The sequence below is a fragment of the Sphaerisporangium sp. B11E5 genome (assembly GCF_039871875.1).
Classification (GTDB): Bacteria; Actinomycetota; Actinomycetes; order Streptosporangiales; family Streptosporangiaceae; genus Sphaerisporangium.
This window is the reverse complement of record NZ_JBDPMD010000004.1, coordinates 290,176-306,472: the sequence shown is the minus strand read 5'-3', so window position 1 is coordinate 306,472 and position 16,297 is coordinate 290,176. Positions and strand designations below refer to the sequence as shown.

11 protein-coding genes are annotated in these 16,297 nt (G+C 67.2%); 2 read left to right on the top strand and 9 right to left on the bottom strand.

Annotated features, from left to right (window positions below; all coding sequences use genetic code 11):
• Nucleotides 1-1,250 (top strand): fatty acid--CoA ligase family protein (locus ABGB17_RS06660; protein ID WP_347626904.1); only part of this gene is annotated, 1,250 nt, incomplete at its 5' end.
• Nucleotides 1,251-1,259: 9 nt separating this feature from the next.
• Here ABGB17_RS06660 and ABGB17_RS06655 read toward each other — a convergent pair.
• Both ABGB17_RS06655 and ABGB17_RS06650 read right to left on the bottom strand, forming a co-directional pair.
• A complete protein-coding gene (locus tag ABGB17_RS06655) occupies nucleotides 1,260-1,736 on the bottom strand; it encodes a hypothetical protein (RefSeq protein ID WP_347626903.1) in 477 nt (158 codons plus the stop codon).
• A gap of 38 nt (nucleotides 1,737-1,774) precedes the next feature.
• Nucleotides 1,775-3,472, bottom strand: a complete 1,698-nt coding sequence (locus tag ABGB17_RS06650) for a RyR domain-containing protein (protein WP_347626902.1) — start codon at nucleotides 3,470-3,472, stop codon at nucleotides 1,775-1,777.
• Between the two features lie 220 nt (nucleotides 3,473-3,692).
• Here ABGB17_RS06650 and ABGB17_RS06645 point away from each other — a divergent pair, with 220 nt between their 5' ends.
• Entirely contained in the window at nucleotides 3,693-4,646 is a 954-nt protein-coding gene (locus tag ABGB17_RS06645) for an alpha/beta hydrolase (RefSeq protein ID WP_347626901.1), read from the top strand.
• On the opposite strand, the gene fxsT is transcribed toward ABGB17_RS06645, so the two are convergent.
• The 7 genes from fxsT to ABGB17_RS06610 all read right to left on the bottom strand — a co-directional run bounded on the left by fxsT (nucleotide 4,588) and on the right by ABGB17_RS06610 (nucleotide 16,238).
• Nucleotides 4,588-8,517 (bottom strand): FxSxx-COOH system tetratricopeptide repeat protein, encoded by a 3,930-nt coding sequence (gene fxsT, locus ABGB17_RS06640; RefSeq protein ID WP_347626900.1) that lies wholly within the window; start codon nucleotides 8,515-8,517, stop codon nucleotides 4,588-4,590. The two genes, ABGB17_RS06645 and fxsT, sit on opposite strands and share 59 nt — an antisense overlap.
• On the bottom strand, nucleotides 8,514-9,770 hold the full coding sequence (locus ABGB17_RS06635) for a TIR-like protein FxsC (protein ID WP_347626899.1): 1,257 nt from the start codon (nucleotides 9,768-9,770) through the stop codon (nucleotides 8,514-8,516). The genes fxsT and ABGB17_RS06635 overlap by 4 nt, the downstream gene beginning before the upstream one ends.
• An 88-nt stretch (nucleotides 9,771-9,858) precedes the next feature.
• Complete coding sequence (locus ABGB17_RS06630; RefSeq protein WP_347626898.1) at nucleotides 9,859-10,584, bottom strand: AAC(3) family N-acetyltransferase; 726 nt, start codon at nucleotides 10,582-10,584, stop codon at nucleotides 9,859-9,861.
• Between the two features lie 129 nt (nucleotides 10,585-10,713).
• Nucleotides 10,714-12,918, bottom strand: coding sequence for an FxsB family cyclophane-forming radical SAM/SPASM peptide maturase (locus ABGB17_RS06625; protein ID WP_347626897.1), 2,205 nt, complete (start codon nucleotides 12,916-12,918; stop codon nucleotides 10,714-10,716).
• A gap of 622 nt (nucleotides 12,919-13,540) precedes the next feature.
• Nucleotides 13,541-14,854, bottom strand: coding sequence for a HAMP domain-containing sensor histidine kinase (locus ABGB17_RS06620; RefSeq protein ID WP_347626896.1), 1,314 nt, complete (start codon nucleotides 14,852-14,854; stop codon nucleotides 13,541-13,543).
• A gap of 8 nt (nucleotides 14,855-14,862) precedes the next feature.
• Nucleotides 14,863-15,516: a response regulator transcription factor gene (locus ABGB17_RS06615; protein ID WP_347626895.1), complete on the bottom strand. Its 654-nt coding sequence runs from the start codon at nucleotides 15,514-15,516 to the stop codon at nucleotides 14,863-14,865.
• A gap of 113 nt (nucleotides 15,517-15,629) precedes the next feature.
• Complete coding sequence (locus ABGB17_RS06610) at nucleotides 15,630-16,238, bottom strand: hypothetical protein (RefSeq protein ID WP_347626894.1); 609 nt, start codon at nucleotides 16,236-16,238, stop codon at nucleotides 15,630-15,632.
• Nucleotides 16,239-16,297 lie beyond the last annotated feature (59 nt).

Genomic DNA, 16,297 nt, shown 5'->3' with positions numbered 1-16,297 from the left:
CCCGCCCCACCGCCCCAGAGTCTCCGGGTTCCCACCCCGCCGCCGGCCCCGCCCTCCCGGGGATACCGGACGACCCCGGCGTCCCGGTGTTGTCGCTCGGCCTCCGCCCCGGCGCCGTCGACCTCCTCGCCGGCCCACCCGGAGCAGAAGGCGACCTCACCTCGCACGCCACCCCCGGCGCCGTCGCCCGGCTCACCTTCACCAGCGGCTCCACCGGCATGCCCAAGGCCTGCGCCCAGACATACAGGGCCTTCACCCTCGCCTACCGCCAGGACCACTGGCCCCCGCCGCTGAAGACCCTGATGACCGCCTTCGACCGCTGCCTCATCCACCAGAGCCTCGCCAGCCCCGTGATGATGACCTACCTCGGCCGCTGCCTCGTCGCCGGCGGCACCGTGGTGCTCCCCGCCGAGGACGACCCCCAGCCCCTCCTCCCCCACGCCCTGGCCCGCCACGCCGTCACCGCCGTGATGATGCCCCCACCGGCCCTCCACCGCATGCTCGCCACCCTCCGCACCCACCCCGCCGACCTGACCGCCCTCCGCGCCCTCCTCCTCGGCGGCTCCCCCGCAGGCCCCGCCCTCCTCACCGAAGCCATGCGAACCCTGGGCCCCATCATCTGGCAGGGCTACGGCCAAGCCGAAGCAGGCGTCATCTCCATGCTCACCCCCCACGACCTCACCACCGAAAAAGACGCCCTCACCTCAGTAGGCCACCCCCTCCCCGCCGTGGACCTCAGCATCCGCCGCGACGGCACCGAACTCCCGCACGGCGAGACCGGCGAGATCTGGGTCCGCACCCCCCAAATGATGACCACCTACTGGAACGACCCCACCCACACCACCGAAGTCCTGAAAGACGGCTGGCTCCACACCCGCGACCTGGGCCGTCTAGGCCCCACCGGCCTCCTCCACCTGACCGGCCGCAGCCGAGACGTCATCATGGTCAACGCCGAGGTCTGCCACGCCGGCGCCGTAGAACTCGTCCTCACCAGCCACCCCTCGGTGAACGAGGCCTACGTGGTAGGCACCCCCGACAACGAATCCGGCGAAGCCTTCCACGCCTTCGTCACCCCCACCCCCGGCCACACCATCGACCGCCCATCCCTGCTCACCCTGATCCGCGCCTCCCTGAGCACCGGCCACCTCCCCCGCTCGATCACCGTCCTCAGCCAGATCCCCCTCACCGACGCCGGCAAGCCCGACAAGCAGGCCATGACCCGCCTCATCGACCCTCCCGGCCACACCTGACCATCGACGTCACGCACGCTCGGCGCCCTGCGGCCAGATCACGTGTACTTTGACCCCTTTCCGGCGGGCATACGAGACGACATCCGCCGTTCCGCCGTACCCCAGGGCCGGGCAACCGTCCCACACCGCGAAGAGTTCGTCCGTTCCGCGCAACATGTACTCGGAGGCGGCCATGTAGGACGTCGGAGCGGCAACGCGCGCGGGCATTCGATGGACGTGCGCGGCCAGCCCAGTAAGATCATCGTAGGCGGCCCGCGCGTCGACGGGCAGGGTGTCCCGGTAATCGGCCGCCGGGATGACCGCGTGAAGCTCACCGCCGGCCGTGAGAACCTCACGGGCGAAAAGCTGGTCCGCTCCTTCCGCCAGGCATGACACACCGATCAGGCTTTCCCGCCGGGTGGTGAGGGCCTCGCGTACCGCTTCCCGCACCGATCTCGCCGTGGGCTCCGTCAGGTCACGGTGACCTGTGATGGCGATCCTGGGCATCGATGTCCTCTCCTCCTGGACCGGCCGACGTCGCCATGTCAGGTGATCCGTACGATCTGGAAACCTGCGTCGGAGAGGATGCACGGCAGGTTGCGAACCGTGTCACGATCCTTCTCTCTCGCCACCTCGGAAAGATTTTCCCATCTGTCCAGGTCGGGGTGCCGCAGCCGCACGGAGTCACGTTCCGGGCCCTGGGTCCACCCGTGGCGGACCAGCTCCGTGAGCCATCGGTCGTGTTCCATGACGGCAAGTCGTTCTATCTCCTGCTCCTTGAACGAGAAGGCCAGTCCGGGTTCGACACGAGGCGCGAGCGCGCAACCGATGCTGGCCAGCTTCCTGCCTATATCCTCGGCCTGCCGCCTATTGGCGTTCTTAAGCCGATCAGGCAGCCGTTCCCAGGAAGCCATCGAGGTATTGCTCTGCAGGTTCTCCCGGCGGCCGGCGGCCTCGAGCAGATAACGATCGTGGATGGCCCGGGCCAGCGTCTCGACCAGGTCCTCGCCGATCAGGCGGGGGTCCCCCGCCTCCTCGTTGATCGCGAAGATGTGCAACGCTCCGGCTATGCCCTCCAGCAGCCGCACGTCCTGGAACGCCCGTCCGAAGGTGGCCGCCTGTTCGACTCTCACGATGAGCGAGCCCGGACCGCAGCACCACAGCCGGATCGAGGTGAGCGCGGTCTTCAACGCCAGGTCCTGGTCGGCGTAGCAAACGAAAACCCGCTGCGGCGACCCTGCGGGCAATATTTCGGCCAGACGGGGATCATCGGGTTCGGCGTCATGAAAGGTGATCTCGCATACCTCCGGCAGGAACTCGAACCGTCTGCACAACGCCGCGCCTGTCTGAGCGGCGTTGTCGTCCACGACAGTGATCGGCAGTCGCTCCGACGACGAGGTGTCCAGTCGTCTCCGTTTTGCGACCTCCACAAGCAGAGCACAACCGAACGTATCCAGTCCCATCACCACAATGGGCTGGTCATTCAACACGGGATGCCGTTCGAGCAGCACCCGCGCGGCGAGTTCGTCCAGATTGAAGAAGTCCAGCCGTAATCGGGACCGTCCTGCCAGGCTCAGCCTGCGGGCACGCAGTGCCGCGCAGAGATCAGGGTCAGGAATATAGGCATAGGCGGAAAGCGGGGTGTCCGTCCCACGGCGCGACAGGCTGTGCGCGGCCAGCGCGATCGCGGTGTTGGTGGAACTGTCCGCCTCGCACGCGTACAGTCTGGTGGCTCGCTGGGTTCCGGCGGCCCGCAGCGTCGCGGGATTGCGCGCGTCCCCGGACACGTGCAGCACCCTGCGGTCGCCCGGCGCCGTGGCCGGCGCCGAACTGATCACCACGACGCGCTCGGCGTTCTCTCGCAGACGTTCCACCAACGCGATCGTCACCGCCCCTGACCCGCAGACCACCACGTGATCCCTCGACTCACGGGCTCGGATGCGGCGCAGTTCCGCTGCGAACAGCAGCCTCGCACCGTCCACCAGGGTGAAGATGGTCACGGCCGGCGCGGCGAAGCGCGCGAACTGCAGAGTGGCCGGCAACTGGCCGCCGTCACTGGCCACGGAATCCAGGACAAAAAGCTGTATATCCCAATAAAGAAGATCAAACCCCGTCGCCAGCTGGCTCGACTGACTCGACTGGCTCGCCAGAAAATCATCGAGACCCACGTATCCCGTCACCAGGGCGACGACGGCAAGTATCCCGAATGCGACACGTACCACATTTGTCGCAGAAATCGGCATTGATCACTTCTTTCGCTCGGCGGCCTGGTTATCGGAAAGACGTCACCTCGAAAGTAACCCGGGATGTGTGCATGATCTAGCTATGCTTTTCCTCTGAGCGGGGGCCGGCCTCCTCATTGCGGCGTGACGGCAACTGGTCGCCGTGGTGGGCTTCCCCGCGCGACCGGTTACAGGGATGCTGGAGTTCGTTCGTTGACGTATCGCCAGGGGAGGCAAGAAGTTGACGAATCGAATCAGGACGACCGATCGCCGGCGATGGCTCACGGTCGCGCAATGGGGGAAAGTAGACGGCGGCGAGCCCGTCTTCCTCCTCCATGGCACTCCAGGAAGCCGCATCGGCCCGTTGCCCCGCCATGGACTGCTCTACCGGCTCGGCGTGCGGCTCATCACCTTCGACCGGCCCGGCTACGGCGGCTCCGACCGTCACATCGGGCGCCGGGTGGGGGACGTGGCGGCGGATGTGCGGGCCATCGCCGAACATCTCGGCCTGGAGCGTTTCGCGGTCGTGGGACGGTCAGGAGGCGGCCCCCACGCACTCGCGTGCGCCGCCCTGTTGCCTGAACTGGTGACCAGGGCGGCGGTGCTGGTCGGCCTGGCACCGCGCGAAGCCGACGGACTCAACTGGTTCGACGGCATGACCGAGAGCAACATCGCCGAGTACACGATCGCGCGTCAGGGACTCGCCTGGCTGGCGGCCCATCTGGAACCAACCGCTCACAAGATCAAGCAGGATCCGATCCACCTCGTCAACGTGCTGTACGACGCGCTGACAAGCGACGACCGGCGCGTGATGGCCGACACGGGGATCCGCAGGATGCTGGTGGACAACTACGCCGAGGCGCTGCGCATCTCCCCCGGTGGCTGGGTCGACGACGCGATGGCGTTCTCCTCCCCCTGGGGTTTCGACCCCGCCGACATCACCGTGCCGACCTATCTGTGGCACGGCGCGGAGGACGTCTTCTCCCCTCCCAGCCACTCCCGTTGGCTCGCGGCACGCATCCCGACGGCGAAGGTCACCGTGCAGCGGGGAGTCGCGCACTTCCATGCGCTGCGAATCCTCCCCGACCTCCTGCCCTGGCTCATCGGTGCGAATGACGCCCAGGAGCCTCGGGGCCTCACCAGGGCAGAGGTTCGAGGTCCCGGTCGATCCGGCGCCACTCCAGCACCGCTGTGATCACCGGGTGCTTCTCCCCGAGAACTTGCCGCAGCTCGGTCAGCACCTCCTCGTGAACGGCACGGGCCTTGTCCGTCCGGCCGAGGTCCCGTTCCGCGGCCGCGAGGTTGGCCTTGCACACCAAGGTGTTCGGATGCCGCGGCCCCTGAGCCTGCGTGAGACGCTGGAGCGTCTCACGCAGCAGTTCTTCCTCTGACGTGTGGTCCTTGAGATCGGCCATCACGTTCGCGAGGTTGACGGTGCAGCACAGGGTGAAGGGATGATCCGGCCCGAGCTTGTCCGTGAACAGCCGGAAGGTGCGCTCCCCGAGTTCCCTGGCCTGCCCGGGGTCACGGTTGAGCCGTAGATAGATCGTCTTGTTGTTGGCCGCGACCAGGGTGTAGGGATTGTTCTCCCCCAGGTCGCGCTCGTAGCTCAGCAGGACCTCGGAGATCAGCACCAAGGAGTCCGGCTCGTCACCGGTCACCGACTTGTCGCCGGCCAGATTCAGCTTGCAGGCGATGGTCTCCGGCGACTCGGGGCCGTAACGCTCCAGGTAGCGCTGGTAGGCCCTCTCGGTCATCTGCCGGGCCTCCGCGATCGCACCGGCCCTGCGCAGCGAGACGGCCAGGCTGCGCGCCGTGCGCAAGGTGTCGACCAGGTCAGGGCCGAGGACCTGCTCGTAACTCTCCAGCGTGCCGCGCAGCAGATCCACCGACTGCACGTACTCACCGGTCTCCCGCAGATCGAGTGCCAGGTTGTTCTGGGAGAACAGCGTGTAGGGGTGGAGGTGGCCCAGCACCTCCCGGCGCAGGAACAAGGTCTCCTGATCGAGATCCCGCGCGGCGGGGAAGTACCCCATGTGGCGCAGCGACACCGCGAGGTTGTTGGCGGCCATTAGCGTGCGAGGGTGGCCCTCACCGAAGAACTCCTTGGTGCGGCCGTGCGTCTCCTCCGCCAGTTGGAGGGACTCCTCCAGGTCCCCCAGTGCCCGAAGGTCGGCGGCGAGACCACCGGCCGTCATCAAAGTGTGGGGATGTGACTCTTCCAGCACGCGTTGCTGGTCCTCCATGACCGCCCGGTCGAGGTCGTGTGCCTCCCGGTACTTGCCCTGTGAGCGCAGCACGTTGGCCATGTGGAAACGCAGGTAAAGCGTCTGCCGGTCGAAGGTGCCGAGCTTCTTGATCCAGGTGCGTTCGAGACGGCGGCCGAGGTCCAGCGCCTGATCGAACTCACCCCGCTTCCAGAAGTAGCGGACACGGTCGATGAGAAGCTGCCGTGTCTGCTCCTCGTCACAGGTCTCCGCCTGCGAGGGGACCAGGTGCGGCCAGATCTCGTCGTATCGCGCCCAGTTCTCCGGGTCGTCGGTGTCGCCGATGTCAGGTCGCGCGCCGAGGAGGATGCGATGCACTTCGTGCATGGTCGCTTCGCGCTCTTCCGGGCTCATCTGGTCACGCAGCACGGCCTGCACCAGCCGGTGCACCTGGACGGATCTGTCACGCTGGTCCACCCGGGCGAGGGCGAAGCGGTTCAGTTCCCTGATCAGGCGGCCGATCATGATCTTCTCTGCCAGCGACTTGTCGTAGGGCACCAGACAGCGCACGGTCTCGTCGCCGTACAGCATGGACAGGGACACCGGCTCGGCCGCGAAGAACGCCAGAAGCTGCAGGAGTCGCGCCGCCGCCCTCGACTGTTCCCTCAACCGCTCGAACGAGACGTTCCACGCCGCCGCCACCTGGGTGGGGTAGCTGAGCGGCGTGTCGCCCAACGCGAGTGTCCGTGCCGGCTGGTCGGCGAGTCTCTCCAAGTACTCGTTCACGTCCATGCCGGTCTCGTGCAGCCAGGCGCCGGCCTGCTCGATCGCCAGGGGAAGGTCTCCCAACTGCTCGGCCACCCGGTTCGCGTCCCCGGCGGTCAGCCGGGGGACATGGCGCCGCAGATGCTCCTCGCTCTCCTGGCGGGTGAAGACATCGATCTCCAGGGGCGCCGCGATATCGGACCACGTCTGGTTCCTGGACGTGATCACCACATGCCCCGTGCCGCCGGGAAGGTAGTTCATCAGGTCCTTGGGATCGTCGGCGTTGTCGAAGATCAACAGCCAGCGGCTGAACGGCCTGCCGGTGCGCAGCGCCTCCTTCGCCGCCTGGGCGGCCTCGGCGACGTTGTCGCCCATGCGGATGCCCAGCTTCTCCGCCAGTTCCGCCATGGCGACGTTGAGCAGCACCGACTGCTCGGCGGCGACCCACCAGACGACGTCGTAGTCGGCCATGAAGCGGTGTGCGTACTCCAGGGCGAGCTGGGTCTTGCCGATTCCGCCGAGACCGTACAGGGCCGTCTGAGGAACCTCCTGGGTCACCACGGCCTGGCTTCCGCCGACGAGCTGATCGCGGAGCCGCTCCAGAACCTCGATACGTCCGGTGAACTTGGCGTTCCGTGTCGGGAGGTTCATCACAGCGGGCTGCGTCCCCGGATAGCGGGGCAGGACGGGGGAGGAATCGGGCTCGAACTCCCTGGGCGGATGGTCGAGAGCACGGAGCAGCGCGGTGGTCGCCTGCCTCTCGTCCATCTGCACGAGGTCGATCAACGCGGAATCGGTGTAAGTGGGGGGGATCTGGACCTCGGTGACCCGGACGGCGATCACGCCGGCGCCGCTCAGGGCCATCTCTCCCGATGTGGTCGCCCGCCATGTCTCACGAGCGCGGGACGACCGGAGGTAGGCCGGCGAGAGCAGAGTCACGGTCCGCGCCATGGGGTCCACGACCGCCTCGGCCGCGGCGTCCTCCGCTTCGCCCGACACCCGGCGCGGATGGACCCGGAGACCGGCGCGGCCGAGGAGAGCGATGATCCACTCGGCCCACAGGCGGTCCTCGGGGACGTAGCTGAGGTGAACGTCGCTCGTCACAGCCGGCCGGCGGCGCATGAAGAGCTCGCGGTAGCGCATGCGCGTCTCCTCGCGCAGCGGCGGGAGCGAACGCACGCGGCCGGAGGTGATCACGGCCGTCAGCCGCTCGTAAGCGGCCAGCAGGGACGCGGGCGACCCCGCCTCGTCCCCGAAGGTCGCCAGCGTCTCCTCATACGCGTAGAACGGCTTGTAGGGGATCTCCACGGCTCCCCAGTACGTGCTCGTGTTCTCCAGACCGGCACGCGCGGGGAACCCCTCGAACTGGCTTCGCGCGAAGGCCCGTCCGGCGTCCAGCTTCTCCTTCTCCGCGTCGTCCACCCGCATCGGCACGGGAAGCATGCGGATGCGGTCCGGGTACCGGTCGGCGATGCGCGACGCGACGGAGGCGGCACCCTCGATGCTCTGGTCGCTCAAGGTGAAACATGTGACGAGGATGTCGGGAAAGTGCACCGTGCAGATCTCGGCGATGTCGCCGAGGCCGGTGCGGCTGTCGATGAGCACGTAGTCGTAGTTCGCGCGCATGTCGTCGCGCAGTGCGTCGAAGAACGGCCCGCCGCCCAGGCTCTCGTAGAAGTGATCCCAGTTGACGGTCGACCCCAGGGAGGAGTAGTCACGGTTCTGCTGGCCGGCAGAGAGGATGTCCAGACTTCCCCCCTCGGCGAAGTGCTCCCAGTCGATCGACATCGCGTGCCGCTGCACCTTGGCGTACTCCCGGTGCCAGTCGGCCGACCGGGGAGTGTCATCGGTGGCCGCCCAGGAGTATTCCGTGATCAGGTCGATGACCCCCGGCGTATCGTTGATCGCGTCGCCGTCCAGGAACGGACGGAAGAACTTGTGCAGGCCCGGCGACTCCAGATCCCAGTCGATCACCAGCACCCGGAATCCGTTGGCGGCGAGGATCCAGGCGGTGTTGGCGAGCGCCATGGTGCGGCCGGTGCCACCCTTGAACGAGTAGAAGGTGATGATCTGGCCGTCACGCGACTCACTCATGACATCCCTTCCTGTCCTGGCGGATGGTCCATCGACGGCCGCTGCCACGGCCGCTCGGTACCCGGAACCTGCGGGGGGAACGCCTGCACGTTGCGCAGGTAAGAACTGCCGAGCTCCTGGACCACGGGCCGGAGCGCCGACCTGAACTCCTCCAGCGAGGCGACGCCGAGCGCCGCGTTCCGTGTGGCGGGACGTCCTTGCGCGAGCTTGGCGGGCAGCAGGGCGTGCAGGTGCTCGCGCAGGACGACGGTGTGCTCCGTGATCTGCGGGTCCGCGCTGTTCCACGGGAGCACCAGGCCGACCCACGGATTGTGTACCTGGTCGAGCTCACGGAGCAGGTCTTCATAGCGAGGGTCCACCACCGCCCAGGGATCCAGCAGGATCAAGCCCGGTGACGACGGCGATCTGCGGCTGAGCAGCTCCTCGCCATGGTCATTCCATGAGCCGATCTCAGGCTCGAAGTCCAAGTCCTGGACGATGTCCGCGGCGATCTGAGCGATGGGACGGCCCTGCGGATGGTAGGGGTTCCAATCCGTGGCGGCCGGCCCGTAGAACCGCGCGGACCGTCCGTGGGGCAATGTGCTCGACGAGGCGGCCACCACGGTTATCGTGAATTTTCGCCCCGGATCCCCGGTGAACGCGCTCCTGATCGACTTGTAGTCGCACGGCTCCGTTTCCGGCAGCTTCACACTCTCGGCGACTTCGATGATCCGCACCGCCAGTGCCCGGACAGCACGCCAGTAATGATCACGATATTGCCTGATTTTCATCAGGTCGTACAGGCCCTTGTCAAGGTAGTGACCACTCAGGTCGGCGTGAGCGAACTGGATCGACCTCGCCATTTCCGGCAATTCATAGTCAGGTACAGGCACCCAGAGCGCCGGAACGATTACCTCGGGGACATCGCCCTTGTCCTCCCTGTGCCTCCGTCGCCGTAAATCGAACGCAGCCCACTCCTTGCCGCACTGGACGCTGTGGAAGTAGCGCCTGGAGTACATCGGCACGAACACCCTGCACGTCGCCAGCTCTTTCGCCAGCCGCCGGTCCCACTCGACGCCGGTCTGAAGATCGACGTCCATGAACCCCGCCGGGACACCGTGCGGCAGAAAGGTGCGTTCCAGCACTTCAGCGTAAAGATGATCATAGAATCGCTGCATCCACGTGTTCGGCTTCTGACGCCCATTGCGTGGCGTGCGCGCATAGCTCAGGAAGAAATATGGTGCGTGTTCCTCTCCACCGGAGGTACCGCCCACCGCACCTCCCGTACCGCTGGGCCATCAATGTCCACTATGGAATCACATCAGCGCTGCGGCATCCCATCATATGACGATATCGAGGCCGTCAGCGTGGGCGCCGGTTGCGCCGAAGCCACGCCCCAGCGAAGTCCACAGCCGCCTTAAGCGAGAAACAGCGACTGGCGGCGTCACCGACGTGCCCCCTGGCGACCATGACGAAACGTTCCATCTCACGTCCGCACGCGGCGAAATCACGATCGTCGAGGACGACGTCCTCGTACTGCCACCATGCCCGGCCGCCGCGCGTCTTGATCACACAGCCGTACACAGTGCGCGGCGGTGACGGGATGTAACGATATTCGGCCAGGTGAAAAGCGGTGCAGGACTCATATCCCGCACCAACCAGCAGAACGCGAGCTTTTTTCTCATAAAGCTTGGCCAGTGGAGAATTCTCCCCCAGATGATCGCTGAGGTCGTGATCTGCCATGAGCCGCGCGGCCAGAGACCCGATCGCGGCGAAGGACGTTTGGGGATGCCTGCTCCGCACGGCGTCCCGCTGGGTTCGCGTGATCTCGGTGAACAGACCGCATTCCAGCGACGGCGTCGTCTCCGGGTCGAACGGGGGCAGGCTCGCGCGGTATCTGACGAGATCGCTCCCCGTCATCCCGCGGGTGCGATTCGCGTACTCGCGGGAGGTGTCGGAGTTCGCCGAGGTGAAGGTGGGGACGACGAGCGTGCCCTCGGAGCCGATGACGTCCCTGAACGCGGCCAGCATCGTCTCCACGCCGTCGGCGATCCAGCCCAGGCGCCGCATCGACATGTGCGCGAGCACGACGTCCCCACGGCGAAGCCCCATCGCCCCCAGATCGGCCGCCAGGGACTCCCTGGACCGTTTCGTGTCCCATGCCGGGCGGCTCGGGGTCCTCGCCCCGAGGCGCACCGGGCTCCGGCCGGCCATCGGTCAGCCTGATCCGGGGACCGAAGCAGCGGGACCGGACGGCACGTGCCCCGCCGCGCGGGCCGACACCGCGGCACGCATGCCCGCCACGAACTCACACCCGGCCTCCGGGAGCGCCTGTCCGGCCAGCTCCCGCAGGATGCCCTCCACCTCCCGGAGCGCCACACCCGCGTCCGCGGGACTCAGGAAGTCGAGCACCGCCAGCCGGTTGTGGGCCCGGCGGAGCCGCTCGGCGATCCCGGTGTCGCGGCCCGTGAGGTCGTACATCGCCTGGAGTGCCCGCAACTGGCCGGCCCTCAATCCGCTCACCAACAGCATGGCCAGGGTTCGCACGTCCTGGGTCTCCGACACCGCCACCGCGCCGTAAGCATGCCGGGAGGTCGCGACACGCCCGGGCTCACCGGCCAGCGGAGTCACGACGCGAAGGCCGTCCTTGACGGCGGCCGCCTGTTCAGGATGCTCGTTCCGCAACAATTCCGCGGCCGTGACGAAAAGCCGCTGCCATCGGGCGAACCGCTCAGCCGGCAACCTGTCGCTGACGGGAACGGCGAAACAGGACCGGTACGGATCGACGTCGTCGAAGAGCAGCTCCATGCCGGCGGCCGCCAGCTTCCGCACCGGTTCCCAGTGCGGGCTCCGCTGCCCGCGGAGGCTTCCGGCCGCGTACACCTGGAACTCCCCGCCCACGATCTCGACATGGGCCGACGGCACGTCGCCCACGCGCATCCGGCCGAGTGTCGGGAGGTCGACCAGGCCGCCGGAGACCGGGACCTCTATCGTGAGCGACTCGCCCGCACGGACCGCGATGGCCGCGGCGATGCCCGCGAGCCGTCCGGGAAGCCCGGCGGACTCCACTCCCGCCCCGGCGGACGCCCATGCACGCACGTACGGGTGCTCCAGAACCTCGTCGGCGATCTTCCAGTGATCGTCCCGCAGTCTGGAGTAGATCCGCCATGAGACAGTGTCACCGGTCGCGTGCACCGTGGCGTGCACCTGGCGCCGGGTCAGGCTGAGCTGAGGGGCGCGAAGCCGCTCGATCTCCCGCGGCCCGCCTCGCGCGCCGGCCAGGACGCGCAACGCCGAGATCGGGAACTCGTGGTTACGCCCCCTTGTCACCTGCTCCACATGAGGGATCAGCTTGAACAGATCGGAGCAGTAGACGGAAGGATTCGCGAAGCCCGATCCGGTGCGGTACCGGTGCGCATGGAGGCCGCCGCCGCAACTGGTGACCAACGGACACTCCTGGCATTGCCCGGCCAACGTGGCGGCATCACCCGCGTGGGCTTCCAGGCCCGGTCGCCGTGCGACCTCGTCAAGCGAGTGGTGAAGGACGCGCATTCCCGTCGCGGGGGCGCCGTCATAAGCGATTTTCAGCGAGTCGGCTTGCTCGTAGGAGCCGTCTGTCTCGATCACCACCAAGTCGCCGGATTTCCTCAACGACTCCGTGCCGGTCTCCTTGGCGACCGATGCGATCGAGTCGAACAGCCGGATCGCGATGGGTTTGCCGTCCGCGACCCATCGATCATGGATTTCGATCAGCCAGTCCGCGTACGCCGTGCCGCCCTCCACCCAGCGTGGCGGCGGCTGGTCCCATGTGCCGTGAGGGAGCAAGAAATCGATGCGCGGCGGCTCCAGCTCCAGGAGCGCCTCGTACACGGCGATCGGGTCGTTCAGGATGTCGACGGTGCACAGCAAGCCGGCGTAGAGACGGCGATATCGTGCGCGCAGCAGGTCGACGGCCTTGATGACCTCGTCGTAGCTGCTCCGCCCGTTCCTGTACCGCCGGTGCCGGTCGTTGGCGATCCGGTCCCCGTCAAGCGATATGCCTACCTTGATGTCCGCGGTGTCGAACACCTGGCAGAACACGTCGCCGAGCAGCACGCCGTTGGTGTGGATCCGCAGGTCCAGTGCCGACACGCCGTCGAGGGCCCTGCGCAACATCTCGGCGAAACGCTGCAGGCGGGACGGACCGGCCAGAAGGGGTTCGCCTCCGTGCATGATGACATGCACGACCGGCAGGCGGTGCTCTCTGGCGTGGTCCGCGATCCTCTCCGCTACTTGGGCGGCGGTCCGATCGGACATGAACCTGGGCTGCTTACGCCATCCCTGGTCCGCGTGCTCATAAACGTAACAATGGTCGCAAGCCAGATCACACCTGCTTGCGACCTTGAGAACGAATTCGCGGAACGGCCGGACGACGCCATCCATAGCAAATCGGTCACATCATATGGATGAATTGAAGGTGACCTCGAACGAGTCGGCCCCCTCGAAGGGATCCGGAATATTTTCCACCACACATGTGGTCAGCGTCTGCTCGGTTCGCATAATCGTCAACCGTTCTTGAAATCGCCGGTCCACGAGGGGCGATTTCATGATAATTTTGTCATAACGTTTCGAGCTCCGTCGAGGAGCGAGCCCTAGCGTAGGACATATGAGAGCTCTTACGCTACCCGGACACCCAATTCTGGGCCCCCAGAATGGCGAGCCCATACCCAGAGCCCCGCCACGCAAGGTCCACATCAACCATTCGTGTCCGTTTGGCCGATTCAGGCCGCCTACAGGCTTCCGCACAGGGACCGGCCGCATAGCGTCATTGCCGGTAGCACCTGCGGCTGACCGGACCATCGCTCGACTCACATGCGCACCAGACCGCTACTTTGACCTAGCATATCGGTCCAATCTGGTCATATCACCATATATCAGGCCGAATCCGACAACAAGCGGGGGCTTACCTTCGCGGCGGGACAGGCGCGTTCCCTCTTATCTGTGTCGTACATTTCCCGGCGCGGCGACATCTCACCGCCTTTGTACCATGCCGTGCTGGAATCAGTCATACATGAGCCGGAGGACGCTGCGTGCGGGACGGGACCGGGGCAGGAAAGGTCACCTGAACGGAAAGGCCGCCGGCGGGCCGAGGGCGGGCGTCAATTGTGGCGTGGTGTGCTTCTGCTATTGCCTGGACGATCGAAAGGCCCAGGCCCAGCCCTTCGACCCGGCTCGTGCGTTCGCATCCCAGGCGCTGGAAAGGCTTGAAAAGGCGATTCAAATCGCTTTCTGGAATCTTGGGGCCGGTGTTGGTGACGCGGATGACGGGGCTTCGTCCGTCCATGGTGGTGACGATTTCCAGGGTGCCGTGGGGGTGGTTGTGGCGGAGGGCGTTGTCTATGAGGTTGGTGATGAGGCGTTCGGCGAGGCGGGGGTCGCCGGAGGTGGGGGCGGAGGTGAGGTTGGTGTGGAGGGTGAGGGATCTGGATTCGGCTTCTGGGGCTCTGGTGATGAGGACCTGGTCGGTGATGGCGGCCAGGTCGAAGGGTTCGCGGGTTTCGAAGCCGCCCTGGCTGCGGGCCAGGGTGAGGAGGGCTTCTATGACGCGTTCCTGTTGGGAGCCGGCTACCAGGACGCGTTGGTGGGCTTCTTTCAGGGAGTCCAGGGTGGCGTCGGGGTCGGAGACGGCCAGTTGGCTGAGGACTCTCTGGCGGGCCAGGGGGGTGCGGAGTTCGTGGGAGACGTTGGCGATGAACTGGCGGTGGGCTTGGAAGGAGGATTCCAGGCGGGCGAGGAGTTCGTCGAAGGTGTCGCCGAGTTCCTTCAGTTCGTCGTCGGGGCCGGGGAGGGCGAGGCGGCGGTGGAGGTCGGTGGCGGAGATGTCGCGGGCGGCGGTGGTGACGGTGCGGAGGCGGCCGAGGATGCGGCCGGCGATGATCCAGCCGAGGGCGACGGAGACGACGGCCATCACGGCCAGGGCCACGCCGGACTGGGCCAGGAGGGCGTTCATGTTGTCGGCGCGCTGGCGGATGGCCCGGGCCTGTTCGCGTTGGATGGCCTGGTCGAGTTTGTCCATCTCGGCGGCGGAGAGTTGGGGGCCGCCCTCGGCGCGCTGCTGGGGGCGCTGACCGCCGGTGAGGCCGTCGACGGTGCCGCTGAGGCCGTTGGCGCCCTGGTAGGAGATGGCCCCTTGGGTGGCGTGGCTCACCAGGGCGTAGTTCAGGGTCAGCAGGCCGGCGGCGGAGATGAGGAACAGGCCGCCGTACAGCAGGGTGAGGCGCAGGCGTACGGTGCGGCGGGGGAGCCGGAGGGCCGCCGGGAGCCACCTCGCGCGGCGGGAGCGGGTGGGCTCTTCGGAGGGGCCGGGGGCGCGGGTCATCGTGGTCCTCAGATGCGGTAGCCGGACTTGGCGACGGTCTGGATCAGTGGGGGGTCGCCGAGTTTGGTGCGCAGGCGGCTGATGGTGATCTTCACGGCGTTGGTGAAGGGGTCGGCGTTCTCGTCCCAGACGCGTTCCAGGAGTTCCTCGGCGGAGACGGCGCGGCCCTGGGCGGCCAGCAGGAGCTCCAGGACGCCGAACTCCTTGTGGGCCAGCTGGAGTTTACGGCCGGCTCGGTGGACCACCCGCTGGGAGGAGTCGAGCACCAGGTCGCCGTGGCGGAGTACCGGGGGGTGGGCGGGCTGGGTGCGGCGGGCCAGCGCGCTGATGCGGGCCACGAGGACGGGGAAGTCGAAGGGTTTGGCCAGGTAGTCGTCGGCGCCGAGGCCCAGGCCGCCGACCATGTCCTCGGTGGTGGAGGCGGCGGTGAGCATGAGGACGCGGCTGCGGCAGCCGGCGGTGATGAGTTCACGGCAGACGTCGTCGCCGTGCACGCCGGGCAGGTCGCGGTCCAGGACGATCACGTCGTAGTCGTTGATCAGGGCGCGTTCCAGGCCGCTCGGGCCGTCCAGCGCGATGTCCACTGTCATCTGCGCCCGCCGCAGGCCCACTCCGACCGCACGTGCCATCTCCTCGTCGTCCTCGACGACCAGCACACGCACCGCTCCGCTCCTTTCCGTGTGAGGGTGAACACTTCGAGTCTGCCCGACCCGCCGGACGGACGAACGCCGTGCCGGCGAGGGGGCCGGCACGGCGTTCCGTTCGGTGGACGGGGTTACGGGCGCTTCTCGACGCGCGGCCCGCCCGCGACCTCGGCCAGGATGGGCTGGCACTTCTGGTCGGCGGCCTTGAAGACCGGGCCCATCGGGTCCACCCCGAGGGTGTCGCCGTTGATGTCGATGCCGCCGTCCGGGTTGGGGTCCGGGAACTTCGGCACGCCGTTCTCGCGCATGCACTTGGCGTACTTGACCTGCGCGGCGCCCACCGCGGCCGCGTTGGGCGGCGGGGCACCACCCTGGGGCAGCAACGGCTTGCAAGCCTCGTCGGCGGCCTTGTACTGGGCCGAGTTGCTGTCCAGCTCGTTGCCGTTGAGGTCCAGCTTGCCCTGCGCGTTCGGGTCGGGGAAGTTGGTGATCCCCTTCTCACGCATGCACTTGGCGTACTCCAGCGTGCTGCCTCCACCAGGCGGGGCCGCGGGCGCGGACGAGGCGGCCTGGGTGCCCGGCGCCGCGGCGACCTTCTTGCCGCTGTCCGGCGACCCGCCACATCCGCTCGCCAGCATCACCACGGCGGCGATTCCCACCAGGGAACCGGCCAGCGACCGGGTGCGCCAGAGCCGTGCGCCGCCTCCCCCGCCACGGCCGTGACCAGAAATTCCGTGCATGTCCTTCGCCGCCTCTCATCGAGATTTCTCGTTAATCCGGTTCATTACGACCGCGGTTT